This window comes from Mesorhizobium sp. M0276 (assembly GCF_040321755.1).
GTDB lineage: Bacteria > Pseudomonadota > Alphaproteobacteria > Rhizobiales > Rhizobiaceae > Mesorhizobium.
On record NZ_JAMYSC010000023.1, the window covers coordinates 63,005 to 86,197 of the forward strand.

Below are 23,193 nucleotides of genomic sequence, written 5' to 3' on the forward strand. Positions count from 1 at the left end.
AAACCGATGAAACTCGCGCCTGGGTTGCAAATCCGGAATGAATGCACCATGGTGGCCGCGACTACGGTGAGGGGCCTTCCATGAAGCTTGCAATCCGGACCATGATGTCCCTGATGCTGGCGCTTGCTACGGGATCGGCCGGTGCACAAGGCGCGGACCCAGGCGACGACAAGACGATTATCTTTACCCCGGGTGATCCCGACATGGCGGCGGCGACCGCCCAGGCACTCGCCAGCCTGGATGAATTCCTGGCACTGTCCGAGGCTCCTCCCTCCGGAACAGACAGGTTCAAGCTCAAGGTCAAGGTGCGGGACGGGAATGTCACCGAACATTTCTGGGTCATACCGTTCCGCCGCACCGAGACCGGATTTGCCGGCATATTGGCGAACCAGCCTGAGGAAGTGCACAACGTCGTCCTCGGCCAGAACATAGAATTCTCCAGGGACGAAATTTCCGACTGGGGATACACAAGCGACGGGCATCAGGTCGGCAGCTTCACCGTCTGCGTGATGTTCAAGAAAATGTCGAAAGAAGAGGCAGACTATATGCGCGACAAATATGGCTTCGACTGCTGACAGCGAGGCCCGATTAACTGATCTCGTCCTTCGCGCCGATTTTTCGCACCAGCGCCGCCGTCGCCAGCATCGCGCCCATGTCTGATATCATCGGCGCCACATGCGTGGTGTAGTCGAGCGGCACCGAAATATCCGGCAGTTCGAAGAAGTTCTTTGTCTGCGGCAACAGCAGGAAGCCATCGCTGCCGTTGAGCGCGACGCGGGCCGGGTCGTCCGGCCAGGTTTCGCCAAGCCATTTCAGGGCCTGGGCCAGCCGGCCTGTCACCAGCGGCCGCGCCGCCTCGGCGTTGTCGGTGCGGAATTCGTAGGCGGCGTCGAGTTCGGGCACACCGGACGACAAATCCTGCATCTTGCCGGCGAACATGCCGCGGAAGAAGCCGACGACGGCATTGGTCCGGCGCGTCGCCACCAATACCCCCGGGAACGGCTCGATCGCTTCGAAAGCGACAATGACACCCTTGAAGACTGTCGATGAATCCTTGCCCGACCCTACTCGCAGTTCTGCTTCGTAAAGCTCGAACGGAAACTCTTCGTAACGGCCCGAAACGACATCGTCGAACGACTGCTTGTTGAAGGCACCGACCGCCTCGCGCGGCAGCCGGTCGAAAGAGTTCGGCCTGCCTCCATGCTGGTAACGGATATCCGCGATGAAGCCGAAGATGATTGGCAGCAGCGTCTCGCGGAAAGATTGCTGCAGCCGCGTCGCCGGTTTCATGGCCTGGAAGTAGAGCACACTCGAGGCCACCAGGCCGATGCCATAGAGAAACACATGCGGCGTCGAGAACCATTGCTCGTTGGGGTCGGCGACCTTGTTGAACAGCCACGCGACCAGCATCACGAACACCAGCACCAGCCCGACGAACACGGGCACCCGCCAGCGCACCTGGCGGACCGCCGAGGCCCTCCCTGCCTCATAGGCCCCGATATCCTTCCGGATGCCGGCAATCACCGCCTCGTTCGGCATGAAATCCGCTGTTTCCACCGCCGCCCCCGCAACCTGCCTCTGCTGTCGCATGATAATCGGTTTTGCAGGGGCCGCCAGACGGCTAAGCGGTGACACCTTCTTCTCTTCGGGGAGAAGGAAAGATCGCCCGCAGCCGAGCCTCCACCTTTCCGCGCATTCGCCCCTCCACCCCTCCCACCAACACCAGCCGCTCATGGTCGCCAGCAGGCAAGCGCACAAAGGGATGCAGCCGGTAAGACGCAATGGCGCCCTTGGAGCCGGCGTCGGCGCTGGCATCGACGACGAGGATCGCGCCAACACGTCCCGGCCATGGCTGGCGCGCGAAAGCAGTGCCTAGGAAATCGCCGAGCCCATAGGCGACGATCGTCTCGCCGATCCTTTCCACGGGCTGCACGACATGGGCGTGGTGGCCGGCGATCAGCCCGACGCCTTGCCCGGCCAGTCGCCTGGCCAACGCTCGTGTTTCAGTGCGCGGAAAATGCCTGAACTCCCAGTCCCAATGCGGCACGGCGCAAAGAAGATCGACACCGTCACGCCGCCGGCGGACCTCGTCACTGTCCATCGATACGCGCCCGGCGAACAGATTTTCATCGGCGTTGCGCCACAGCGTGAAAGCGGCAAAGCCGATATCCAGCGGCCCGACTCGGACAGGCACCGCCGGACCATTGGCGGCCAGGCCTACCGTCCGGATACCGAGCCGTTGCAGCGCCGCGACCGTCTCGTCGAAACCGGCGACGCCCTGGTCGAACACATGATTGTTGGCCAGCGACAGCACGAGCTTTTCGCGCGCAATGCCGACCGCCGCGAGCGCCTCGGCCAGGAAGAGTTCGCTCATCGCATGATGGGTGCCAAGCTTCGTTCCCAGCACCGCGCTTGGCTTGTCCACAACAGGGCTTTCGCAATTGCCGATCACCAGATCGGCCGCGCCGAGCAGCGCCTTGACCTCCGGGGCGCAATCCGGCGCGCCGCGGTTGGCCACCGCCGAGATGTCGCCGACGAAGACCAGCCGCACCGCCTGCTTTGGCGGCGGATCCATCAGCGTTCCCGCCATCGGCGCAAAATCTTGCGCGTCGCCGGCCAGCGACGGCTTCAGAAAGCGCGGTAGCCAGGACAGCTTGTAGGAAAACGGATAATTCGACACGCAGCGCCCATTTGTTTGCCTTGTGTAGACCGTCCTCGGGACGGGTTGAAGCGCGACGCTCCAAATGGTGTATATTTGCTCTGCGCGACAAAATATGGGGGGAAAGATGACACGACTGGCAAGCCTGCTGACATCCGCTTTCATGCTGATTGTGCCGCTGTCTTCCGCATCGGAGGCAATGCCCGAAGCGGCATCCGCTCTGTTCGAGGCGAAAACGGTGGCCGGGCGCGACAGCGCGCTGTCGACGCTGGAGGCCGCCGCGCCAAAAGACCCGGCATCAGCCTATGCCGCCGGCGCCGGCGAGTTCTTCACCGCGCTGGAAATCCTGGCCAGCGGCCTCCATCGCCATGGCTTCGAGAGCCCGCAATCCTTCATGCTGCCGCTGATGCGGCTGCCGGTGCCGGACAATCCCAACCCCGAGCCGCTGACCTATGAGCAATTCCGTGCCATCCTGGTCGCCTTCCGCGACCGGTTGGAGAAATCCGCCGCCACGTTTGCGGCGGTGCCGGCCGCCGCCGATATTGGCATGGTAATCGACCTCACCCACACCGGCATCGACCTCAACGAGGACGGCACCATCGCGCCTGATGAAAGTATGGCGGCGATCATCGCCTCATTGTCACGCGGCGGCATCTCGTCGGACGCCGCCGCCCCCACGCTCACATTCCGCTTCGACCGCGCCGACGGTTTCTGGCTGCAGGGTTATGCGGAGTTCCTGATGGCGCAGGCCGATTTCTGGCTGGCGCATGATTTCAGGAACACTTTCGACGGCTCATTCCACATGCTGTTCCCGCGCGCCAAGCTGCCGTTGCAGGACATTCTCGTACCGCCGCCCGGTGATATGGGCAGCAGCATCTTCTCCTCGGAGTGGCGCATCGCTGATTTCATCTCGCTGGTGCATCTCGTCAACTGGCCGGTGATCGAGCCGGAGCGCCGGCAAGCGGCGCGCCGGCATCTGCTGGAAATGATCCGGCTGTCCCGCGAGGACTGGAAGGGGATCCGCGCCGAGACCGACAATGACTGTGAATGGCTGCCGGGTCCGCAGCAGAAAGGCGAGAACCCGCTCACAGGCCTCGACGTCGGCGAGGAGCAGGTCCAAGCCTGGCTCGCCACCTTGACCATGGCCGAGGACCTCCTGGAAGGCCGCGTGCTGCTGCCGCATTTCCGCATTGCCGATAAGGGCATCAACATGAAGCGCTTCTTCGACGAGCCCAAAAACTTCGACCTGGTCCTGTCGATCACCGGCCCGGCCATCGCGCCCTATCTCGAAAGCGGCAGGATCCTGACCAGCGACGATTTCGACCAGATCCAGCGCCAATTCGGCGGCGGTGGTTTTCTGACCTTTGCGCTGTGGTTCAATTGAGGTGCCACTCAAGGCGGCCGTCCAGGCGAAGAAATTGTGACAGGCAGGCACAACAGTTTTACCTGAGACAGGCGCCTATTTGGGCAATTTTCACCGGCAGCCGCTTCGTTCCATTTATCGCTGACGGCGCCGCGAAAAAATTTAGAAACGGCTGTTTTGCTTGACTCGGCGATCAAAAGCAGGCAGCAAAACTGCGTCGGAAGGGCGACAACACCACTTTCCTGGCCGTGGACGAAGCCTTATTTGGCCTAAATCCACATTTCGTCGTTGGTTTTGAGAGGGATTGATTAACCAACTTTGTCCATATTTTGAAGCAATCGGCAACCAATGACAGACGCGGCAAACGCGTCGGGGACCACCTGGGATCACTCACAGAATGGTCGTCGCGGCTATCACAGCCGCGGACGTGGGAGCCGCTTGGAGCAAGATTGGTTGCATGGCGTTGTTGAGTAAAAAAATTGTCGGGGACGAGCGTTGGGACGGCGAGAACGCCTGTGACGCGCCGCGTGCCTCTTCCTTCACCCCTGAACGGATCGTCCGCTGGGTCGCGGTGCCCGGCGCCAGTGCTGCCGTTGGCCTGTGGTTGATCGGCACCATGGCTGGCCTCAGTTCCGTCGGCGCCTCGCTGTCGGCGACATCGGGCGGCCTCCAGCAGACACTGTCGATGCCGGGATCGCTCGCCCTGGCCGATCCGTTCAAGCAGCATTTTCTGAGAGCACCCTTCGTGCTTGCCAATGCCAATGGCGGCACGCAAGCCCTTCACGACCATGCCGTGCAGTGCGGTGCCAGCTGCTTCAAGCTTGCCCGGTTGAGCCCGCGGGCGGAGAAATCCGCGCGCCTCGTGGCGCAGGCAAAGCCTGTTCCCACTGCCGCAAAGTCGAAGTCGCAGGATCGTTTCGAGCGCATCGAAGCATCGCTTTCGCCGATGAAGCTCGCCGCTGCCTTTGCCGGCGCTGGAAAGCCCGTGGTCGTGGCCAACGCGCCGGTGCACCCTGTTATTTCCACCGTCGCGCCGCAAATTGCCGAAGCGTCGCTGGTGCCATCCGTCAAGGTTATGGCCAGCCTCTCGGAAGACATGCCCGCTCCGGCGGCCGAACGCTTCGCGCGGCTGGATAACGGCTCGGACGTCGTGCAGACCGCGCCGCAACCGATGGGCTTTGCCCAGTCGGACACGCAGACGCCAGACAATTCGCAGTTGGCGCTGGCCCTCGTGCAGTCGCTGCCAGTCGACGACGAGGCGTTCGCCTCGCCGCTGCCGATCGAGGAATCCCCGGCCGACGTCGCGGTTTCGCCTGTCGAAACCCAGCAGGACCAACCAGGCGACGCCGCCTCGCTGCCGGACGCGCTCACCGACGACGTGCCGTTGCCGACCCGTCGCCCGCAGTTCGACGCCCCGCAGCCCAAGGACACCCCGCAGCCCAAGATTGTACAGCAGTCCAAACCTATTCAGCAGACGAAGCCTGATCAGCAACCGAAGCCGGCTCGCGAGACCGTCCAGCAAGCCCAGACTGCCCGACCGGCCAAACCGGACCGGCAAGGACGGCCGGCCGATGGCAGCGGCGTGCTGGCCTATGCTAAGCCGGACACGCCTTCGGGTGGCCTCGGCAAGGCTTTCAGGAACCTGTTCAACTCGCCGGGGTCCAGGAGCGGAGCCGGCAATGGCGTCGCCGTCTACGACATCAGCGCCGGGACCGTCTATATGCCTGACGGTTCGAGGCTCGAGGCGCATTCGGGCATCGGCGCCATGACCGACCAGCCGCGCTATGCCGACCAGAAGAACCGCGGACCGACACCGCCCAATACCTACAATCTGTCGCTGCGCGAGACGCGCTTTCATGGTGTGGAGGCCTTGCGCCTGACACCGGCCGATGGCCGCAACAAATACAATCGCGACGGCTTTCTGGCCCATACCTACCTGCTTCGGGGCCGCTACGGCCAGTCGAGCGGTTGCGTCGCCTTCAAGGACTATGCGCGCTTCCTCGCCGCCTACAAGAAGGGCAAGATCAACCGCCTCGTCGTGGTGCCGCGCCTGAACGGATCGCCGACCCGCGTTGCGGCGGATAACGCGCGCGGCGCCTGATCCTTCCGGACAGACGCGCGAACGCGAACTCCTCCTGACAGCCTTCTGTCAGGAGCCGCATCTGGCGAAGCGCCTCATCTCATCCCACTCTTTCCATTTTGGCCAGGAAATCCCATATTCGGGACATGGCCAAATCTCCCGATAAGAAAACGCCGCCGACGGCGAATGACGACCGCGCTTCGCCGAAGCGGCGCAGTCCGCTGACCGATTTCCTCGACGCCTCGGAGCCGCTGCACAGAGGCGGCTTCGCCGAGATGCCGCAGCCGGAGTTCTCAGGCACGCCGCTGACCGGTTCGATCGCGGATTGGGCCGAGCAGATCGAGCAGGAAGCCGAAAAGGAAGGACGTCGCGAGATTTCCCCCCTCGAGGGGGAGATATCGCCGAAGGCGACAGAGGGGGTCGTCACAGAAGACACCGCCGGGACGTCGAGGCCGGTCGAACCGACCCCACCCGGCGGCTCCGCCGCCACCCTCCCCTCGAGGGGGAAGGAAAGCGCCAAGTCGAAGAAGATACCCGAGCGCTCTAGTTCGCCGGGGCGCAGCGCGCGCGGCACCTCGATGGGTGGCGCGGCATCAGCCAGGGAGCGCACGGCAGCCGGCCTCAATCCGGTCGCCGGTCTCGACATTTCGTTGGAAGACGCCGAGTCGATGGCCTCGGGCAGCGTCACCGCCACCGTCGCCGCGCTGTCGGCGCTGATCGAGTCCGGCAATCCGCTGCACAAGGACGGCGTGCTGTGGACGCCGCACCGCCCTGCACGCCCGGAAAAGTCCGAAGGCGGCATCGCCATCAAGATGGTGTCGGATTTCGAGCCGGCCGGCGACCAGCCGACGGCAATCAAGGATCTGGTCGAAGGCGTCGCCAACAACGACCGCACCCAGGTGCTGCTCGGCGTCACCGGCTCCGGAAAAACCTTCACGATGGCCAAGGTGATCGAGGAGACGCAGCGCCCCGCCCTGATCCTGGCGCCGAACAAGACGCTGGCGGCCCAGCTTTATTCCGAGTTCAAGAAATTCTTCCCCGAAAACGCCGTCGAGTATTTCGTCTCCTATTACGACTATTACCAGCCGGAAGCCTACGTCCCGCGCACCGACACTTTCATCGAGAAGGAATCCTCGATCAACGAGCAGATCGACCGCATGCGTCACTCGGCGACGCGTTCGCTGCTCGAGCGCGACGACGTCATCATCGTCGCCTCGGTGTCCTGCATCTACGGTATCGGCTCGGTCGAAACCTACACCGCGATGACCTTCCAGATGCAGATCGGCGACCGGCTCGACCAGCGCGCTCTGCTCGCCGATCTCGTTGCCCAGCAGTACAAGCGGCAGGATGTCAATTTCGTTCGCGGCTCGTTCCGCGTGCGCGGCGACACGATCGAGATCTTCCCGGCCCACTTGGAAGATCGTGCATGGCGCATTTCGATGTTCGGCGACGAGATCGAGCAGATCACCGAGTTCGACCCGCTGACCGGCCAGAAGACCGGCGAGCTGAAGAGCGTCAAAATCTACGCCAATTCGCACTATGTGACGCCACGCCCGACGCTGAACCAGGCGATTAAGTCGATCAAGGAAGAGCTCAAGCACAGGCTGGTGGAACTGGAGCGCGCCGGCCGCCTGCTGGAGGCGCAGCGGCTGGAACAGCGCTGCCGCTTCGACCTGGAAATGCTGGAGGCCACCGGCTCCTGCGCCGGCATCGAGAACTATTCGCGCTATCTCACCGGCCGCCAGCCGGGCGATCCGCCGCCGACGCTGTTCGAGTACATTCCCGACAATGCGCTGGTCTTCATCGACGAAAGCCACGTCACTGTGCCGCAGATCGGCGGCATGTATCGCGGTGACTTCCGCCGTAAGGCGACGCTGGCCGAATACGGTTTCCGCCTGCCGTCCTGCATGGACAACCGGCCCTTGCGCTTCGAGGAATGGGATGCCATGCGCCCGCTCTCCGTCGCCGTTTCGGCCACCCCGGGCGCTTGGGAGATGGAACAGGCCGGCGGCGTCTTCGCCGAGCAGGTCATCCGCCCGACCGGACTGATCGACCCGCCGGTCGAGGTGCGCCCGGCCAAGAGCCAGGTCGACGATGTCGTCGGCGAAATCCGTGACACCACCAAGGCCGGCTATCGCACGCTGGTGACGGTGCTGACCAAACGCATGGCCGAGGACCTGACCGAGTATCTGCACGAACAAGGCATCCGCGTCCGCTATATGCACTCCGACATCGACACGCTGGAGCGCATCGAGATCCTGCGCGATTTGCGCCTTGGCGCCTTCGACGTGCTGGTCGGCATCAATCTTTTGCGCGAGGGCCTCGACATTCCCGAATGCGGCTTCGTCGCCATCCTAGATGCCGACAAGGAAGGTTTCCTGCGTTCTGAGACCTCGCTCATTCAGACCATCGGCCGCGCCGCCCGCAACGTCGACGGCAAGGTCATTCTCTATGCCGACCAGGTCACCGGCTCGATGGAACGGGCGATGGCCGAGACCAACCGCCGCCGCGAGAAGCAGATGGAGTGGAACGCCGCCAACGGCATCACTCCGGAATCGGTCAAGTCGCGCATCTCCGACATTTTGGACTCGGTCTATGAGAAGGATCACGTCCGCGCCGACATCTCGCAGTTCACCGACAGCGCCGGCGCCATGATGGGCAACAACCTCAAGGCCCATCTCGACGCGATGGAGAAACAGATGCGCGACGCCGCCGCCAATCTCGATTTCGAGAAGGCGGCCCGCATCCGCGACGAGATCAAGCGCTTGCGTGAGATGGAACTGTCCATCTCCGATGACCCGCTGGCCAAATACGCCGACATGGAAAGCCCGGTCTCTGGCCGCGAAAAGGGCAAGCACAACAAGGGCGTAGCCAAGCATCGCACGGCCGAGGAACAGGAGCGTTTTCGCAGGCTCGACGAAGTGCGTGCCGCCGAAGAGGCGGCCAAGGCTGCCCGCCCCAACCTCTTCCGCAAGCCGGCGCTTGGCGAGATGGGCGCCGATGGCGCCGTGCCGGCGAAGAAGCCGCTATTCGCCAAACCTTCGATTGACGACATGGGTCCAGGCACGGACATGCCGACCCCGGCCGGTGCGGTATCGCGCTCGCTATTCAAGAAACAGTCGGCCGAAGAGGCACATGGCAGCGATTTCGGCATTCCCGGCGAGCCGGTCAAACCGCTGTTCAAGAAGAACTCACTCGATGAGATGACCGTGCGGCGAACCGAGACGCCGATCGAGGGTGACAAGCCGGTCAAGCGTGAGCGCGCCGGCATCGGCTCGTATGAAGATCCTGGCGACGCCCGCCGGGAAAAGCGCCGGCCGGGGAAGACAGGCAGACCGGGACGGTAGGGCCTGGAGTCACACTGTCGACTGGCTGGACCACGCCCCCAGCCTTGTCAGTTGCCAGTCGAAGCGATACGGGCCACGGCAGCTTCTCCGCTCCCAACGCAAGAAACTCCCACGGCCGCCCGCAGAATGAAACCCAAGGACATCGCCGCCTATATCTTCCTGGCCATCACCTGGGGCTTGTCGTTCCTTGTTCTGCTCAAGGTGGTGCACGCCTTCGGCTGGGTCGGCGCGGTCACCTTGCGCTCGCTGATCGCCGGCATCACGCTCCTGCTGCTTGCCGCCGCGACCCGGCGCCGGCTCGATTTCAGCGCCGGCTGGCGGCGCTTCGCCGTTGTCGGCGCGACGACGGTTGCCGCGCAGCTTATCGGCCTATCCTATGCCACCCCGCGCATCGGCACGGCGGTGGCGGCCATCCTTGTTGCCGCGATCCCACTGTTCTCGATGATCCTCGGCCAGCTATGGGGGCTTGAGCGCATCACCGTTCGCGGGCTGGCCGGCCTGCTGCTCGGCGCCTTCGGCATCATCGTCCTTGTCGGCTTTCCCGCGGTGCCGATCACGGCATCCTTCGCCTTCGGCTGCGCCGCCTCGCTGTTCAGTTCCTTCTCGGCCGCTTTCGGTAGCAATTATGCAAACCGACATCTGCGCTCGGCCGGCTCGTGGGAACTCACCAGTGCCGCCTTCCTGTTGGGCGGGCTGATGACGCTGCCACTGCTTCTCGCTGTACCGGTGCCGGCGATGCCGCGCGCCATCGACTTCCTCTATCTCGCCGTCCTCGCCTGCATGATGAGCGCGTTGACCTACATCGTCTATTTTCGGCTGGTTGCCAGTATCGGCGCGACCAGGACGATCAGCGTCGAATTCGCCGTGACCGTGATCGCGGTGTTGGTCGGCACCAGCATGCTTGGGGAATCGCTGACCGTAATCCAGGGCTTCGGCGCTGTCGCGATCATCGGCGGCTGCATACTGGTGCTCGATCCGTTCCCGCGCCGGGTGAAAGCGGTAGCCTTGCCTTCCGCCCCGCCTTTGGTGTAGTCAGTCCGCACACTCGAACGTCTGGAAAGGAGGGCTGCGTGTTCGATTTTTCTCGTCACCATCGTCAGCGTGGCCCGATTTCTGCCCTGCGAGCTTGCTTGCAGGGCTGACCAGGGACGGTCCGGGTTTTTCCCGCTTCGATTTTTTGGTCTGCCCTTCGTGGTGCCGCAACGCCGAGCCTGATGGCCGGTGGGCGCACCGTCAAAGTGCATTGAGCCGCTAGAGCATGATCCCGAAAAGTGGGAACCGGTTTTCGGAAAAGATCATGCTCCGACAAAGAGGCGGCCAAGACCAGAGAAATCAAAATGGCCCTGATCAGCCTCAAATCGCTCGGCGTCACCATGAGTGCGCCGCTGTTCTCCAAGCTCGACCTCACCATTGGCGGCGGCGACCGGCTCGCCATCGTCGCAGCCAACGGCCGCGGCAAGTCGACCTTGCTGAAATGTCTGACCGGCGCGATGGAGCCGACCTCGGGCGACATCACCCGCACGCGCGGCCTGCGCGTCGGCCATGTCGAGCAGTCCGTCGCTCCAGCCCTTCTCAGCCATACCTTCCATCAGGTGGTGGCCGACGCCCTGCCGCCGGAGCAGGCCGACAGCGAGACGTGGCGCGTCGATGTGGTTTTGGATTCGCTCGATGTGCCGGAGCCGATGCGCGAACGGCCGATGCAGGCGCTGAGCGGCGGCTGGCAGCGGGTGGCACTGATCGCTCGCGTCTGGGTCACCGATCCGGATGTGCTGCTGCTCGACGAGCCGACCAACCATCTCGACCTTGCCCGCATCAGCCAGCTCGAGACCTGGCTGAACACGCTGCCGCGCGAGGTGCCCGTCGTTATCGCCAGCCACGACCGGGCCTTTCTCGACGCCACCACCAACCGGACGCTGTTCCTGCGCCCTGAACGGTCGTCGGTGTTTGCCTTGCCCTATTCCCGCGCCAGGCAGGCGCTCGACGACGTCGACGCCTCGACAGAGCGCAAGTTCCAGCGCGACATGAAGGTGGCGCAGCAATTGCGCCGGCAGGCGGCCAAGCTCAACAACATCGGCATCAATTCGGGTAGCGACCTGCTGACGGTCAAGACCAAGCAGCTCAACCAGCGCGCGGAAAGACTGGAAGAGGCGGCAGCTCCGGCGCACCGCGAAAAGTCGGCCGGTGCCATAAAACTGGCCAATCGCGGCACGCACGCCAAGGTGCTGATCACGCTCGACGACGCAGCTGTCGAAACACCCGACGGCACGCTGCTGTTCAGGACTGGCAAGCGCCACATCTGCCAGGGCGACCGCATCGTCCTGCTCGGCCGCAATGGCGTCGGCAAGTCGCGCTTCGTCACCCTGATCCGCAACGCCATTGTCGAACCGGACACGGCGCGGAATGTGAAGGTGACGCCGTCGACGGTGCTCGGCTACAGCGATCAGGCGCTGTCCGGCATCAGCGGCGACGACACGCCGCTGGGGCTGGTCTCGCGCCGCTACGATGTCGGCGAGCAGCGCGCCCGCTCGTTGCTGGCCGGCGCCGGCGTGGTCATCGAGATGCAGGAGAAAAAGATCGGCGTGCTGTCCGGCGGCCAGAAGGCGCGGCTGATGATGCTGGCGCTCAGGCTCGCCAACCCCAACTTCTATCTGCTTGACGAGCCAACCAACCATCTCGACATCGACGGCCAGGAAGCGCTGGAAGCGGAGCTGCTGGCGCATCAGGCAAGCTGCCTGCTCGCCTCGCACGATCGCTCCTTCATCCGCGCCATCGGCAACCGCTTCTGGCTGATCGAGAAGCGGCGGCTGATAGAAGTCGAGGACCCGGAGGATTTCTTCCGCTCGGTGGCTGAGGCGGAAGGGTAACGATTTTGGCGGCGTGACGGTATCCATGCCTGTGAAATTTCGGCCGATCGACATCAGTTCAAAATTTCGTATCACGATATGAGACGTTTTCTTGACTTACGAAGCGTATCATGTGAAGGTACGCTGCTCGGATACGGCAGATGATACGCTCGTTCAAGGACAAGATCAGCGAGGCCGTTTCGAACGGCAAGGCTCCGAAGGGGTTCCCGTCGGACCTTGTCCGGTCAGCCCAGCGAAAGCTGTTCATGATCGACAATGCCGCCGAACTATCGGACCTGAAGACGCCTCCCGGCAACCGGCTTGAGCCGCTGAAAGGCAACCGTGCCGGTCAGCATTCGATCCGCATCAACGATCAGTTTCGCATTTGCTTTCGCTGGGTGGATGGACAAGCCGAGGATGTCGAAATAACCGACTACCATTGAGGTTTTCAAATGCTGAACATCAACCCACCTATTCATCCGGGAGAAATCCTCCGCGAGGAATATCTCATGCCGCTTGGCCTGAAACCTTACACGCTGGCCAAGAAGCTGCATGTGCCGCGCACACGCATCGAGCGCCTCGCCAGCGAGACAACACCGGTGACGCCCGACACAGCGCTACGCCTTGCGAAATTCTTCGGAACCACGCCGCAGTTCTGGATGAACATGCAGGCGAGCTACGACCTGGCTATCGAGGGAGAGGCCAAGAAGGCCGATCTAGAAACGATCGAACGTTTGGAAACGGCTGCCTGAAGTAAACCGCGTTGGTAACACCTGCCTTGAGCCGACTACGGAGGCAGCTAAAAAAATCGACCGTCTGTCGGATGACCACCACGCGCCACGTCCTTGGAATGCCGACACGATGATGCCGGCTTCAACCGAGGACAAAGCATCATGTTCACCCTGTCATCCATAGGCCGCATCACCACCCGTTACATGAAAGCTCGCGCCCGCTATCGCAGCGAGCGCGCTCTTCTTTCACTGCCGATCGAATTGCGCAAGGACATTGGCTGGCCGGAAATCGGGATCGATGCGCAAAATGCCCCTCATATCCGCAGAGAATCCTGACCGAAGCGACCGCTGACCAGTCATACCTATCGCCCGAAAGCGGTGTCGCCTGCATCGACAGGCGCATTTCGAAAGCCTGGCCTATCCAGGGCCGGTCCGCCAAAAAATTTGGCGGCCATGTAGCATTGCCGCCGCCTCATCCGTCCTATGGCTCGCAAGGCCAAACGCAAAAGGAGCAAGACATGACTGATCAGACCCCCGTTCAGCCCGCCGCTAAAGTGCTCGGCGGATTGACCCCTTATCTGCAACTTGACGGCGCCTTCAAGGCCGCTGAATTCTATAAGAAGGCCTTTGGAGCCGAGCAGGTGTTTGCTTATCCGCCGGACGAAAAAGGCCGCACGATGCACATCCATCTATACGTCAACGGTTCGACGTTGATGCTGGGCGATGCCTATCCTGAACACGGCCATCCGCACAAGGATGCGCAGGGCTACACGCTGCAGCTGCACCTCCAGGACGACACCATTGAAACCTGGTGGCAACGCGCGATCGATGCAGGCTGCGAGGAAGTGGTGCCGCTGCAGGTCATGTTCTGGGGCGACCGTTGGGGTCAGGTTAGGGACCCGTTCGGCGTGGCCTGGGCGATGAACGCACCGGTCAAGTAAGATTTAGCGAGCAGCAACGCCCTACCCACGGGGTGATGCGCTCATCTGCGCCGGGCTGCCGGCCTGGCGCCCGATTCCAGCAACAGGAGACCAACAATGTCCTATGTCGATGGCTTCGTGCTTGCCGTGCCAAAGGCAAGACTCGACGACTACAAGAAGCTGGCCAACACCGCCGGCGTTGTCTGGAAGGAGCATGGCGCGCTCGCCTATGTCGAATGCGTCGGCGACGACGTGCCCTACGGCGAGGTCACGTCCTTCCCGCGTGCCGTGCAGGCGAAGGACGACGAGATCGTCGTCTTCTCCTGGGTCGTCTATGGATCGCGTAGGAGCCGCGACGAAATCATGGCCAAGGTGATGGCCGATCCGCGCATGAAGCCGGACTGGTCGACCATGCCGTTCGACGGCAATCGTATGATCTTCGGCGGCTTCGAAACGTTCATGGAGCTTTAAGTAAGTAGCTGGCGCCTGTCTGACTGATCGTAGGTGTTGGAGACTGGCCCGAGTGCCCATCGCTTCGTTATCCTATGGCGGAGCAAGGAGCGAGGCGACGCGGCGCAGACCATAGGATCCATGCGGTGACGTTAAAACGTTGAAAACGGTGAACAATTCTGCCCCGTTTGCATCCTTCGATCGAGGTCACGGAATGGATCCTCGGGTCTCTGCGACGCCGCTTCGCGGCTGCTCCGCCCGTGGGGCTTCGGATAAACTGTAGCCAGGCCGCTAATCCAGTTTATCCAGCAGCGGCTTCAGCCTGTCGCCATAGCGTTTCCACAGATCGACCGAGCCCTGGTACATCGGCTGGCGCACCTGTGCGGCGGAAGCCGTGCGCACCGGCCGGTCGGTCTTGTGGAAGGATAGCGCCGCATCGTCCCAAGGCAGGCCGAGATGGGCGATCAGCGCCCGCGTCTGGCCTTCCTGGTCGGCGACGAAATCCTCGTAGCGCACATCATGCACGACGCCTGGCAGCACCGTGTGCCAATGCGCCATGATGTCGGTGTACAGATTGTGGAAATCGGCCAGTTCGCCGAGATCGTAGCCATAGCGGTGACTGTCGCTGCGGAAATGCACCTTGTAGATCGACAGGCAGGTGGCCGCCGCATCGCGCGCGCAATGGACGATTTTGGCCTTCGGCAGCATCAGATGCAGGAACCCGATCAGCAGGAAATTGCCCGGCATCTTGTCGGTGACATGCTTGAAGCCGGGATAGCGGGCGTGCAGCATGTCGAGATAGGCCTCGCCGGCCTCGGCGAAAGCCTTGTCGGGCATGTCGGCAATCCCTGCCGGGAAGCCGCCCTTCATGGTCAGGGGAAACTGCTTGCCGACCGCCGTCTTCAGGATGCTGAGCTCGCCGGCACCGTGGACATGGGGATGGCTGGCGATGATCTGCTCGACCAGCGTCGTGCCCGAGCGCGGCATGCCGACGACGAAGATCGGCGTGTCGTCCTCGATCGTGCTCGGCTTGTGCTTCTCGAAGAAGCCGGCGGTGAAGGTTGCCTTCATCGCCTCGAATTCGGCTCGCGTCTTGGCCGCATCGTAGTCGATGCCCTTGCGGCGGATCGCATTGCCTTCGGCGAAATAGTCGAAGGCTCGGCCATAATCCTTCAGATCGTCATTGGCCTTGCCGAGACCGAAGGACAACTGCATGCGCGCCAGGCTGTCCTGCGGCGCCTTGGCATGCTGAGCTTCCATACAGGTCAATTCGCTATCACGTTCTTTCTGGCGCTTGACCTGCGTCAACATCAGCCAGGCTCTCGCCATGCCGGGGTCGACCGCCAGCGCCTGCCGGAACAGCTCGGCTGCTTCATCGAGCTTGCCCTTTTCCATCAGCCCGACGCCGAGCCCATGCAGCAGGTCGCCATCCTTGGGCCGGATCGCCAGCGCTTCGCGGAAGACGGCAAGCGCCTCGTCCAGGCGTCCCGCTTCCTGCAGCGTTTCGGCAAGACCGATGCGCGCGCGGACATGGAAGGGGTTGCGCCCGACCGTGCCGCGATAGATCTCTTCGGCGCCCTCGAACTGGCCGAGCTGCTTCAGTGATGAACCGAGATTGTCGCGCGCCGCCAGTTGATCGGGCCGCAGCGCCACCGCCTTGCGGAAGCAGTCGACGGCAGCGGCGACCCGGCCGAGGTCGCGCAGCACCGTGCCTAGATTGTTTTGAAAATCCGGATTGCCGGGCTGCAAGCGCACCGACTGTTCGATCAGGTCCAGCCCTTCGGCGCTGCGCCCGGTCTGGTGCAGCAGCAGCCCCAGGAAATGCGCCGCGGCGGCGTGATTGGCCTTCTGCGCCAGCACCTGCCGGTAGATCGCTTCGGCCTCTTGCCGACGCCCGGCCTGATGCAGCTGCAGCGCCTGCTGGACACGCTGGTCGAGCCCCAATGGCGGTTGTCCTCCAGCGCCAGATCTGGCTGCCGCGCCCGCCGCTCGTCTCTGATCTCTGTTGATGGGAAACCTGCCGTGTTTTGTACGCCTGTGGCGATCTAGGCCATCGGCGCGGCAGGTTCAAGGCTTCGCTTGGTGTCTCGCTCGTTGCAACGGCGTGGAAGGGATCAAATTAGCCGGTTGGTCTCGGCGACCTGCCTGGCACGCCGAACTGTTCCATCGGTGTCGGCGATCCTTCGCCTTGCAGCCTCGTCGCTCCTGATGGTCAGTCGTGCCGACTTGACGATCATCGGCTTGCCGGCCGGGTCAGCGGCGATGGTGTGCATGACGGCTGGCTTGATGATCGGGTTGATCGCTACGGTCATGCCTCTAGGGGTTCTGACGGAAATCATGGTTTTCATCCTTCCAGAAATAAATAAAATGCAAGTTCCTGGACAATCGGCCCAGCGTGAATTTAAGCAATTTTTGAAAGTCGCCGACCCATATCAGACTTTTTCAAATAGTTACAGCGATCTATTTTTTTGCCATCGTCGGTGTTTTTCATAAATCTTCTTGAATAACGGGCCCTATCGGCCTATGTTAGCGATATCGTTTTGGGCCAGAATTGGCATCTCGCGGCGTCGGAGGTTCTCGACCCGCCATTCTTATTCCAATCATCGATATCGGGCGCGCGGTCCGTTTTGCTCCGCGGCCATGTCTCATTCTTTCGAAAGATCCATATGAACACCGGAACCGTAAAGTTCTACAATGGCCAGAAGGGCTTTGGCTTCATTCAGCCGACCGAAGGCGGGAAGGACGTTTTCGTCCATGTCAGCGCGCTGGAGCGCGCCGGCTTCCCCGGCCTCGCCGAAGGCCAGAAGCTGCGGTTCGAGTTGGAGCGCGACACCAAGGGCCGCGAGTCGCCCGCCAATTTGCAATCGATCTGATCCGGCCGAATTCGATGAACGCTGACCACGGATGTACTGGCAGCTCTCGAAAGCGGCTTATTTCCAGCGACTGCCGGAAATAGGAAAGCGGGGTTCGTCCCCGCTTTTTTGCTTTCAGGACCGCTGCTTTGCATAGGTAAGACAATGCCGGACCGCACCACCCACTCCATCGCGCATTTCGCGACGCCCTTTGTGCTCGGCGGGCTGGAAGGGATACTGCCGGCCGGCGACTACGACATCGATCACGACGAAGAGCTGTTCGAGGGCATGTCGCGGCTTGCCTGGCGCCGCGTCGCCACTTTCATCCATCTGCCGGCAAGGGCAGTGAAAAACCCGCCCACCCGCCAGCTTGTCGCCATCGATTACCTCGAACTCGAAACAGCGCTGAAGCGCGACAGGGAGAATGCAGCATGATCCGTTTCCAGCAGAATGCGCGCCCGCGCACCGACACGCCCGCGCACCAGTTTGCGATCGGTCAGACAGTGCGCATGAAGAGCCGTATCGGCCTCGTCCAGAAGACCGCCGAACTGTTCCAGATCAAGAGCAGGCTGCCGGTCAAGGACGGCTCGCCGCAATACCGCATCCGCAGCGAGCAGGAGACCCATGAGCGGGTCACCACCGAAGACAATCTCGAACCGGCCGACAACCCGGTCGTTGCCAACGACCCGGTTGTCTGAGACCCCAGCAAAGCCAAGTCAGCACGCAACAGGAGCACGATATGTCCAAGGGTCAACAGCGAAGCAACCGCGAAACGCGCAAGCCGAAGAAGGACAAGGTCGTGGCCAAGCCCGCCTCCCCGTTCGGCTCGTCGGTCAAGCAGGCCGAGAGCAGCCTGAAGCCAAAGTCGAAGGGCTGACACAACTGGAGGGCGCCTCAAGCGCCTTCACCGTCGTCCCTGTGCGAGGCGGCGAATTGACTGAACAGGCCCGCGCAACGCTCTGCCACGGAGGCTTCCTTGAACTTCTTCATCGAGTTCTACCGGTCGCGCAACGCGGACGAAGCCACACTCGACAAGGTGTCACTAGAAGCTCCGAACCTGCGTGCCGCCCTGCAGGGCGCCACCGCGCTGTTCCACACACTGGCCATGCCGCAAATCCCCGATCGCCTGCGCATTTCCGACGACAATGGCAGCGAGCTTTACGCCGGCCCGGCTGATGGAGCCTATCCGACGGGAATTTGACCGAACGCCTCGGTTTTTCATTCTCCCCTTGGGGGGCCCGAAGGGCCGGCGAGGCTCCCGCCCCGCCCAAGCGGTGAATTGGCGCGCGGCACCGAGACGGTTGAGGCCGGCCCAACTCATAGGACCGAGCTTCGCTCGGCCACTTTCTCCAACAAAAAGGTGAGAAGGCAAGACACGCCTTGGCTTCTCAGCACGGCCCGTCGTCAACGACGCGGTAGTCCGCAGCCCGAGCCTCGCAAGCGTTGGGGAAGGTACGCATCTCGCCGTGCCGGCGAGCGCACACCGGCGCATATTCGCGGGTGCAGAACGTCTGTTCTTCGCCGCCGCCGCCTCCGTCGCGACACGGACCGTCGCGCACGATGCGATAGCCGGCGCGGTCGGCAAGGCAGGCGTTGGCGAAGGTCTGGCGGTCGCCGCCGCGGCGGGCGCAGACTGGCTCGTACTGCCGGCTGCAATATTGCGGTTCGGGACGTGGCGGACGCGCCCCCGGTCCGTCATCGACGACGACGGTGCAAGCGGCAAGAATTGTCGACAGCAACAGGATGGCAAAACCCTGTCGCGAAAAGATTGCCGCCAGAAATGGCATGTTGATCTCCCACGATCGCGTCCCCGGTTGCCGATCCTCGCCATTACCTTGCCAAATGCAACCCCTGTTTGCAGTCCCCTCAGACGGAAACGGCGTCTCGACCATGGCCGGCGTCGGCTTGCCCAGCCACCTCGACGTCTGGCCTATTCGTGCCCCGGCTCTGGCCGATGACCCAACCGGTAAGCCAGCCTATGCCGAGCCGATCGATGTTCAGGTCAGTCGATCCATGCGTCGGGATGCGCCAATGCGGCGGCCCGCGGCGCTATCTTGCAACCATCACGTTTCCGTGCGATAAATTCCGTGTTCGGGCATTTGCGACCCGGAGAGCGGAACGTTTTGGACGACCTTTCCCCGATACTGTGAATCTCTGACAGCCCCGTTTTCGGCGGGGGGTTTGACCATGCGCCAATGCATGACTGCCGAAGCAACCACCGGGAACTGCCCTTTGCGCCAGGCGGCGGGCAGGACCACCAAAGACTGAACGGGTGAAGGAGTTTCCCCAATGGCCCAGACCGGCACCGTTAAATTCTTCAACGCGACCAAAGGCTTCGGTTTCATCACGCCCGACGGCGGCGCCAAGGATGTGTTCGTCCATATTTCCGCGATCGAGGCCTCAGGCCTGCGCACGCTCGTCGACGGCCAGAAGGTCACCTTCGACGTCGAGCCGGACCGCATGGGCAAGGGACCCAAGGCCGTCAACCTCCGCGCTGCCTGAGCCATTCGGGCGTCTCTCGGACGCGCGACGGAGGCTCCAACGCCTGAACCTGGCTTGGAGAGGGATCTGGATTTTTGAAAGGCGCGGCGATCTTCGTCGCGCCTTTTTCGTGCCGAAGGTGCAGACCAATGCTTGTCGCCCAAAAATGGCTGGTTCGGGGGACCGATATGCATGAAAGCAAGGACCTGAGGCGCGCCGCGACGCCCTTTGGCTGCCCGCAAAACTTTCTCTTGCCGATGACGCTAAAATAAAGGACAAATTTCCATTCGGGCATTTGCCGGCCCGAGACTGGAATTTATGGGACAAAGGAGCTTCCCATGCCGCAGACCGGCACCGTGAAATTCTTCAACCATGCCAAAGGCTTCGGCTTCATCACGCCCGACGATGGCGCGAAGGATGTTTTCGTCCATATTTCAGCCGTGCAGGCGTCAGGTCTTCCCGGTCTCGAGGATGGGCAGAAAGTGACATTCGACACCGAGCCGGACAAGCGTGGCAAGGGTCCGAAGGCCGTCAACCTGTCGGTCGGCTGAGCCGCCTCAGACCGTCGACGGCAAGCAGTTTCGCCCCGTTGAGAGCGTGTGATCATTGACGCTTTTTTTGAATCAACACATCGAAATCCGTTCAGCCCCTGTTCAGCCACGGTCGCATATTAGTCTTTGGTAAAGCCGGACCGCATCCCCCGAAACTGCACGGGCCGGTACGAAGGAGACCAAGATGAACCGAGTTTTCAAGATCGCCGCCCTGTCCGCAGCCGTGGTCGCCACCACGCTCGTGACCTTGCCCGCGGCTAATGCAGGTGACTGGCGCCACCATCATGGCCATCACGGCAACGGCGATGCCATTGCCGCCGGCGTCCTCGGCCTCGCGGCGGGCGCCCTGATCGGTGGCGCGTTGGCCAACGACCAGCCCCCGCCCTACGCTGACCGCTACTACGACGACAGTTACTACGATCGTGACGTAGTGGTGCGCCCGGCCCCGGTCCGCCGCTACTATGCGGAGCCGAGGGTCGTTTACAATGAAGGCTACGCCGAGCCGTGGACCCGCGGTTGGTACGAGTATTGCTCGGACCGCTACCGCACGTTCAACGCCCGCACCGGCACGTTCACCGGCAGTGACGGCGAACAGCATTTCTGCACGGCAAACTAAACTATAGGGCTTCCCTGCCCCAAACAAAAAGCGCCGGCCGCGAGGTCGGCGCTTTTTGTTTTTCAGGATCACGCTTGCAGCTGTCCGGCATCGCAGGCCGGCGCTGAATATCGCTCCACCTTAAACCAGAAAGGGATTGCTGCGCCGCTCCTCGCCAAACCGGCCGCCAGGACCATGGCCGCAGATGAAGCCGATGTCGTCGCCGAGAGGCAGCAGCTTGTCCTTGATCGAGGCGATGAGCGCCGCATGGTCGCCGCCCGGCAGGTCGGTGCGGCCGACAGAACCGCGAAACAGCACGTCGCCGACATGAGCGAATTTGGCCGCGCGGTTGTAGTACACGACATGGCCGGGCGCGTGGCCGGGGCAGTGCAACACCTCGAACACATGGCCGCCGAACGAGACGGTCTCGCCTTCGGTCAGGAACCGGTCGGGCACGCAGTTGCGCGCACCGGCAATGCCGTAGCGCCTGCCCTGGTTTTCCAGATTGTCGAGCAGCGGCTTGTCGGCCTCATGCGGTCCGACGATCTCGACGCCGAGCGCTTCCTTCAACTCCATGGCGCCGCCGGCATGGTCGATATGGCCGTGCGTTATCCAGATCGCACCGGCTGATATCGCATTGTCCTTCAGCGCCGCCAGCACCTTGTCGATGTCACCGCCTGGATCGACGACGACACCGTGCTTGCCGTCCATGTCGAACAGGATGGTGCAATTCTGCTGGAACGGTGTGACCGGCACGATGCCGGCATTGAGCTGACCCATGATCGTCCTTTCGCTATGCCAGCCGTGATTTAGAGACGCTGGCGAAGGGCGTCCACCCCTCGAAAGACGAACAGTCAGTAGCTCCAAAACGGAAATGGGCGACCGAAGCCGCCCATTTGAAAGACCGAATGGCCGCTGCTTACTTCTTCATCGCGCCCATGACCGCGCCGAGAATGCCGGTCAGGATCGCGCCGCCGCCGGCGCCGCCGATGATATTCTGCAGGTTCAGCGCGCTGCCGAGACCGCTCGTTGCTGCTGCCGCAGCCGCCGTATCAACCGCGCCGCCGCCAAGCAGGCTGCCGAGGATCGCCGCGCCGCCGACGCCGCCAATGGCTCCACCCAGGATTTTGGGAAGCTGACCCATCGCCGCCGTCTTGAGCGCCGCACCGACCGCCTGACCACCGATGATGCCTGTAATCACCTGCACAATGATCGGAAGAAGCGTGTTCATGTCCATATGATTAGTCCCTCCATAACTGCCAGCCTCCCGGGCCGACAGCATCATGAGACGCCGAATTGGACGAAAGTCAAATGCAAGAATGCTTAAATAGAAGGGGCGGCGCTAAAACTGCCCCTGCTTGCTAAAAAAGCTGTGACTATCGTTATTCTGCAGCGATCGCGTGCTTGGGTTGAACGGCGGCAGAATAGTCATCCATAAGGTTCTTGGCGATTTCACCAACCTCGAATCGGTAAGGTCCGATCTCCGACACCGGCGTTACTTCCGCTGCGGTGCCGGTCAGGAAGCACTGCTGGAAGCCTTCCAACTCTTCCGGCAGGATTGCACGCTCGATCACCTCCAGACCGCGATCCTTGGCCAACCCAATGACCGTGCGGCGGGTGATGCCGTCAAGGAAGCAGTCGGGCATGGGCGTGTGGATCTTGCCGTCCTCGACGAAGAAGATGTTGGCGCCGGTCGCTTCAGCGACCTGGCCGCGCCAGTCGAGCATCATGGCGTCGGCATAGCCCTTGGCCTCGGCGGCGTGCTTGGACATGGTGCAGATCATGTAGAGGCCGGCGGCCTTCGATTTGGACGGTGCGGTGCGCGGGTCGGGCCGGCGCCATTCCGCCACGTCGAGGCGGATGCCTTTCAGCTTCTGCGCCGGATCGAAATAGCTCGGCCACTGCCAGATGGCGATTGCGCAGTTGATGCGGTTGTTCTGCGCCGAAACGCCCATCTGTTCGCTGCCGCGCCAGGCGATCGGCCGGACATAGGCGTCCTGGAAACCCTGCTTCTTCAAAAGCGTGGTGGAGGCGTCGTTGAGCTCGGCCACCGAATAGGGAATCTTGAAGCCGAGCATGCGCGCCGATTCATGTAGGCGCTCGGTGTGTTCGTTGAGCTTGAATATCTCGCCGCCATAGGCGCGCTCGCCCTCGAAGACGGCGCTGGCGTAATGCAGACCATGGGTCAGCACATGGATCTTGGCGTCACCCCATTGGACGAATTCGCCGTTCATCCAGATGAAGCCTTCCAATTGATCGAAGGGAACGGATGCCATGGTAACCTCCCGCGGGCGGCAGCCCGCATAGCGTTGTGTCGTTGT

General features: G+C 62.4%; 27 protein-coding genes. 19 read left to right on the forward strand and 8 right to left on the reverse strand.

The window, feature by feature from the left end; all coding sequences use genetic code 11:
- Nucleotides 1-80 precede the first annotated feature (80 nt).
- On the forward strand, nt 81-575 hold the full coding sequence (locus NKJ01_RS19190) for a YegJ family protein (RefSeq protein ID WP_352730139.1): 495 nt from the start codon (nt 81-83) through the stop codon (nt 573-575).
- A 13-nt stretch (nt 576-588) separates the two neighbouring features.
- On the opposite strand, the gene NKJ01_RS19195 is transcribed toward NKJ01_RS19190, so the two are convergent.
- Nucleotides 589-1,557: a hypothetical protein gene (locus tag NKJ01_RS19195; RefSeq protein ID WP_352730141.1), complete on the reverse strand. Its 969-nt coding sequence runs from the start codon at nt 1,555-1,557 to the stop codon at nt 589-591.
- 64 nt (nt 1,558-1,621) lie between these two features.
- Nucleotides 1,622-2,680, reverse strand: coding sequence for a CapA family protein (locus NKJ01_RS19200; RefSeq protein WP_352730143.1), 1,059 nt, complete (start codon nt 2,678-2,680; stop codon nt 1,622-1,624).
- Between the two features lie 106 nt (nt 2,681-2,786).
- Between NKJ01_RS19200 and NKJ01_RS19205 the strand changes: the two genes are divergently transcribed.
- The 10 genes from NKJ01_RS19205 (at nt 2,787) to NKJ01_RS19250 (ending at nt 14,414) form a co-directional block, all read left to right on the forward strand.
- A complete protein-coding gene (locus NKJ01_RS19205; protein WP_352730145.1) occupies nt 2,787-4,043 on the forward strand; it encodes a hypothetical protein in 1,257 nt (418 codons plus the stop codon).
- A 436-nt stretch (nt 4,044-4,479) separates the two neighbouring features.
- Nucleotides 4,480-6,123 carry a DUF2778 domain-containing protein gene (locus NKJ01_RS19210; RefSeq protein WP_352730147.1) on the forward strand — a complete coding sequence of 548 codons (1,644 nt, stop codon included), beginning with the start codon at nt 4,480-4,482 and terminating at the stop codon, nt 6,121-6,123.
- Between the two features lie 125 nt (nt 6,124-6,248).
- Complete coding sequence (gene uvrB / locus NKJ01_RS19215; protein ID WP_352730149.1) at nt 6,249-9,449, forward strand: excinuclease ABC subunit UvrB; 3,201 nt, start codon at nt 6,249-6,251, stop codon at nt 9,447-9,449.
- A gap of 126 nt (nt 9,450-9,575) precedes the next feature.
- Nucleotides 9,576-10,481 carry a DMT family transporter gene (locus NKJ01_RS19220; RefSeq protein WP_352603418.1) on the forward strand — a complete coding sequence of 302 codons (906 nt, stop codon included), beginning with the start codon at nt 9,576-9,578 and terminating at the stop codon, nt 10,479-10,481.
- A gap of 305 nt (nt 10,482-10,786) precedes the next feature.
- Nucleotides 10,787-12,313 carry an ABC-F family ATP-binding cassette domain-containing protein gene (locus tag NKJ01_RS19225; RefSeq protein WP_352730151.1) on the forward strand — a complete coding sequence of 509 codons (1,527 nt, stop codon included), beginning with the start codon at nt 10,787-10,789 and terminating at the stop codon, nt 12,311-12,313.
- 140 nt (nt 12,314-12,453) lie between these two features.
- The gene (locus NKJ01_RS19230) at nt 12,454-12,735 is read left to right on the forward strand and encodes a type II toxin-antitoxin system RelE/ParE family toxin (protein ID WP_352730153.1); all 282 of its coding nucleotides are present in this window, start codon (nt 12,454-12,456) and stop codon (nt 12,733-12,735) included.
- Between the two features lie 9 nt (nt 12,736-12,744).
- Nucleotides 12,745-13,044: a HigA family addiction module antitoxin gene (locus tag NKJ01_RS19235; RefSeq protein ID WP_023761235.1), complete on the forward strand. Its 300-nt coding sequence runs from the start codon at nt 12,745-12,747 to the stop codon at nt 13,042-13,044.
- A 141-nt stretch (nt 13,045-13,185) separates the two neighbouring features.
- Nucleotides 13,186-13,359 (forward strand): hypothetical protein, encoded by a 174-nt coding sequence (locus tag NKJ01_RS19240; protein ID WP_352603424.1) that lies wholly within the window; start codon nt 13,186-13,188, stop codon nt 13,357-13,359.
- 182 nt (nt 13,360-13,541) lie between these two features.
- Entirely contained in the window at nt 13,542-13,964 is a 423-nt protein-coding gene (locus NKJ01_RS19245; RefSeq protein WP_031260733.1) for a VOC family protein, read from the forward strand.
- A gap of 96 nt (nt 13,965-14,060) precedes the next feature.
- Nucleotides 14,061-14,414, forward strand: a complete 354-nt coding sequence (locus tag NKJ01_RS19250; protein ID WP_023761232.1) for a DUF1428 domain-containing protein — start codon at nt 14,061-14,063, stop codon at nt 14,412-14,414.
- A gap of 270 nt (nt 14,415-14,684) precedes the next feature.
- Here the strand turns inward: NKJ01_RS19250 and NKJ01_RS19255 are convergent, their stop codons facing one another.
- Both NKJ01_RS19255 and NKJ01_RS19260 read right to left on the reverse strand, forming a co-directional pair.
- The gene (locus tag NKJ01_RS19255) at nt 14,685-16,337 is read right to left on the reverse strand and encodes a tetratricopeptide repeat-containing sulfotransferase family protein (protein WP_352730156.1); all 1,653 of its coding nucleotides are present in this window, start codon (nt 16,335-16,337) and stop codon (nt 14,685-14,687) included.
- A gap of 170 nt (nt 16,338-16,507) precedes the next feature.
- Complete coding sequence (locus tag NKJ01_RS19260) at nt 16,508-16,732, reverse strand: hypothetical protein (protein WP_352487115.1); 225 nt, start codon at nt 16,730-16,732, stop codon at nt 16,508-16,510.
- A gap of 327 nt (nt 16,733-17,059) precedes the next feature.
- On the opposite strand from NKJ01_RS19260, the gene NKJ01_RS19265 reads away from it, so the two are divergent.
- The 5 genes from NKJ01_RS19265 to NKJ01_RS19285 all read left to right on the forward strand — a co-directional run bounded on the left by NKJ01_RS19265 (nt 17,060) and on the right by NKJ01_RS19285 (nt 18,446).
- Nucleotides 17,060-17,266: a cold-shock protein gene (locus NKJ01_RS19265; protein ID WP_352730158.1), complete on the forward strand. Its 207-nt coding sequence runs from the start codon at nt 17,060-17,062 to the stop codon at nt 17,264-17,266.
- Nucleotides 17,267-17,410: 144 nt separating this feature from the next.
- Nucleotides 17,411-17,680 (forward strand): hypothetical protein, encoded by a 270-nt coding sequence (locus tag NKJ01_RS19270; protein WP_352603434.1) that lies wholly within the window; start codon nt 17,411-17,413, stop codon nt 17,678-17,680.
- Complete coding sequence (locus tag NKJ01_RS19275) at nt 17,677-17,943, forward strand: hypothetical protein (protein WP_352603436.1); 267 nt, start codon at nt 17,677-17,679, stop codon at nt 17,941-17,943. The genes NKJ01_RS19270 and NKJ01_RS19275 overlap by 4 nt, the downstream gene beginning before the upstream one ends.
- Nucleotides 17,944-17,984: 41 nt before the next feature.
- Complete coding sequence (locus NKJ01_RS19280) at nt 17,985-18,122, forward strand: hypothetical protein (protein WP_164482279.1); 138 nt, start codon at nt 17,985-17,987, stop codon at nt 18,120-18,122.
- Nucleotides 18,123-18,221: 99 nt separating this feature from the next.
- Nucleotides 18,222-18,446 (forward strand): hypothetical protein, encoded by a 225-nt coding sequence (locus NKJ01_RS19285; RefSeq protein WP_352603438.1) that lies wholly within the window; start codon nt 18,222-18,224, stop codon nt 18,444-18,446.
- 187 nt (nt 18,447-18,633) lie between these two features.
- Here NKJ01_RS19285 and NKJ01_RS19290 read toward each other — a convergent pair whose 3' ends face one another.
- Nucleotides 18,634-19,032 carry a Kazal-type serine protease inhibitor family protein gene (locus NKJ01_RS19290; RefSeq protein WP_352603440.1) on the reverse strand — a complete coding sequence of 133 codons (399 nt, stop codon included), beginning with the start codon at nt 19,030-19,032 and terminating at the stop codon, nt 18,634-18,636.
- 502 nt (nt 19,033-19,534) lie between these two features.
- Here NKJ01_RS19290 and NKJ01_RS19295 point away from each other — a divergent pair.
- The 3 genes from NKJ01_RS19295 (at nt 19,535) to NKJ01_RS19305 (ending at nt 20,893) form a co-directional block, all read left to right on the forward strand.
- Nucleotides 19,535-19,747, forward strand: coding sequence for a cold-shock protein (locus tag NKJ01_RS19295; protein WP_006202520.1), 213 nt, complete (start codon nt 19,535-19,537; stop codon nt 19,745-19,747).
- Between the two features lie 317 nt (nt 19,748-20,064).
- Nucleotides 20,065-20,277 (forward strand): cold-shock protein, encoded by a 213-nt coding sequence (locus NKJ01_RS19300; protein ID WP_008877668.1) that lies wholly within the window; start codon nt 20,065-20,067, stop codon nt 20,275-20,277.
- A 184-nt stretch (nt 20,278-20,461) separates the two neighbouring features.
- Nucleotides 20,462-20,893, forward strand: a complete 432-nt coding sequence (locus tag NKJ01_RS19305; RefSeq protein ID WP_023761222.1) for a BA14K family protein — start codon at nt 20,462-20,464, stop codon at nt 20,891-20,893.
- 120 nt (nt 20,894-21,013) lie between these two features.
- Here the strand turns inward: NKJ01_RS19305 and NKJ01_RS19310 are convergent, their stop codons facing one another.
- From NKJ01_RS19310 to NKJ01_RS19320, 3 genes are all read right to left on the reverse strand, one after another.
- Nucleotides 21,014-21,652 carry an MBL fold metallo-hydrolase gene (locus tag NKJ01_RS19310; RefSeq protein WP_352730160.1) on the reverse strand — a complete coding sequence of 213 codons (639 nt, stop codon included), beginning with the start codon at nt 21,650-21,652 and terminating at the stop codon, nt 21,014-21,016.
- 139 nt (nt 21,653-21,791) lie between these two features.
- On the reverse strand, nt 21,792-22,109 hold the full coding sequence (locus tag NKJ01_RS19315) for a hypothetical protein (protein WP_023761220.1): 318 nt from the start codon (nt 22,107-22,109) through the stop codon (nt 21,792-21,794).
- 145 nt (nt 22,110-22,254) lie between these two features.
- Nucleotides 22,255-23,148, reverse strand: a complete 894-nt coding sequence (locus tag NKJ01_RS19320; RefSeq protein WP_023761219.1) for a branched-chain amino acid aminotransferase — start codon at nt 23,146-23,148, stop codon at nt 22,255-22,257.
- Nucleotides 23,149-23,193 lie beyond the last annotated feature (45 nt).

What these genes read in the sequence shown, in the direction of transcription:
- NKJ01_RS19190 (WP_352730139.1), top strand. Translation starts at nt 81, where the DNA reads ATGAAGCTTGCAATCCGGACCATGATGTCCCTGATGCTGGCGCTTGCT.
- NKJ01_RS19205 (WP_352730145.1), top strand. Translation starts at nt 2,787, where the DNA reads ATGACACGACTGGCAAGCCTGCTGACATCCGCTTTCATGCTGATTGTG.
- NKJ01_RS19210 (WP_352730147.1), top strand. Translation starts at nt 4,480, where the DNA reads ATGGCGTTGTTGAGTAAAAAAATTGTCGGGGACGAGCGTTGGGACGGC.
- uvrB (WP_352730149.1), top strand. Translation starts at nt 6,249, where the DNA reads ATGGCCAAATCTCCCGATAAGAAAACGCCGCCGACGGCGAATGACGAC.
- NKJ01_RS19220 (WP_352603418.1), top strand. Translation starts at nt 9,576, where the DNA reads ATGAAACCCAAGGACATCGCCGCCTATATCTTCCTGGCCATCACCTGG.
- NKJ01_RS19225 (WP_352730151.1), top strand. Translation starts at nt 10,787, where the DNA reads ATGGCCCTGATCAGCCTCAAATCGCTCGGCGTCACCATGAGTGCGCCG.
- NKJ01_RS19230 (WP_352730153.1), top strand. Translation starts at nt 12,454, where the DNA reads ATGATACGCTCGTTCAAGGACAAGATCAGCGAGGCCGTTTCGAACGGC.
- NKJ01_RS19235 (WP_023761235.1), top strand. Translation starts at nt 12,745, where the DNA reads ATGCTGAACATCAACCCACCTATTCATCCGGGAGAAATCCTCCGCGAG.
- NKJ01_RS19240 (WP_352603424.1), top strand. Translation starts at nt 13,186, where the DNA reads ATGTTCACCCTGTCATCCATAGGCCGCATCACCACCCGTTACATGAAA.
- NKJ01_RS19245 (WP_031260733.1), top strand. Translation starts at nt 13,542, where the DNA reads ATGACTGATCAGACCCCCGTTCAGCCCGCCGCTAAAGTGCTCGGCGGA.
- NKJ01_RS19250 (WP_023761232.1), top strand. Translation starts at nt 14,061, where the DNA reads ATGTCCTATGTCGATGGCTTCGTGCTTGCCGTGCCAAAGGCAAGACTC.
- NKJ01_RS19260 (WP_352487115.1), bottom strand. Translation starts at nt 16,732, where the DNA reads ATGATTTCCGTCAGAACCCCTAGAGGCATGACCGTAGCGATCAACCCG.
- NKJ01_RS19265 (WP_352730158.1), top strand. Translation starts at nt 17,060, where the DNA reads ATGAACACCGGAACCGTAAAGTTCTACAATGGCCAGAAGGGCTTTGGC.
- NKJ01_RS19270 (WP_352603434.1), top strand. Translation starts at nt 17,411, where the DNA reads ATGCCGGACCGCACCACCCACTCCATCGCGCATTTCGCGACGCCCTTT.
- NKJ01_RS19275 (WP_352603436.1), top strand. Translation starts at nt 17,677, where the DNA reads ATGATCCGTTTCCAGCAGAATGCGCGCCCGCGCACCGACACGCCCGCG.
- NKJ01_RS19280 (WP_164482279.1), top strand. Translation starts at nt 17,985, where the DNA reads ATGTCCAAGGGTCAACAGCGAAGCAACCGCGAAACGCGCAAGCCGAAG.
- NKJ01_RS19290 (WP_352603440.1), bottom strand. Translation starts at nt 19,032, where the DNA reads ATGCCATTTCTGGCGGCAATCTTTTCGCGACAGGGTTTTGCCATCCTG.
- NKJ01_RS19295 (WP_006202520.1), top strand. Translation starts at nt 19,535, where the DNA reads ATGGCCCAGACCGGCACCGTTAAATTCTTCAACGCGACCAAAGGCTTC.
- NKJ01_RS19300 (WP_008877668.1), top strand. Translation starts at nt 20,065, where the DNA reads ATGCCGCAGACCGGCACCGTGAAATTCTTCAACCATGCCAAAGGCTTC.
- NKJ01_RS19305 (WP_023761222.1), top strand. Translation starts at nt 20,462, where the DNA reads ATGAACCGAGTTTTCAAGATCGCCGCCCTGTCCGCAGCCGTGGTCGCC.
- NKJ01_RS19310 (WP_352730160.1), bottom strand. Translation starts at nt 21,652, where the DNA reads ATGGGTCAGCTCAATGCCGGCATCGTGCCGGTCACACCGTTCCAGCAG.
- NKJ01_RS19315 (WP_023761220.1), bottom strand. Translation starts at nt 22,109, where the DNA reads ATGGACATGAACACGCTTCTTCCGATCATTGTGCAGGTGATTACAGGC.
- NKJ01_RS19320 (WP_023761219.1), bottom strand. Translation starts at nt 23,148, where the DNA reads ATGGCATCCGTTCCCTTCGATCAATTGGAAGGCTTCATCTGGATGAAC.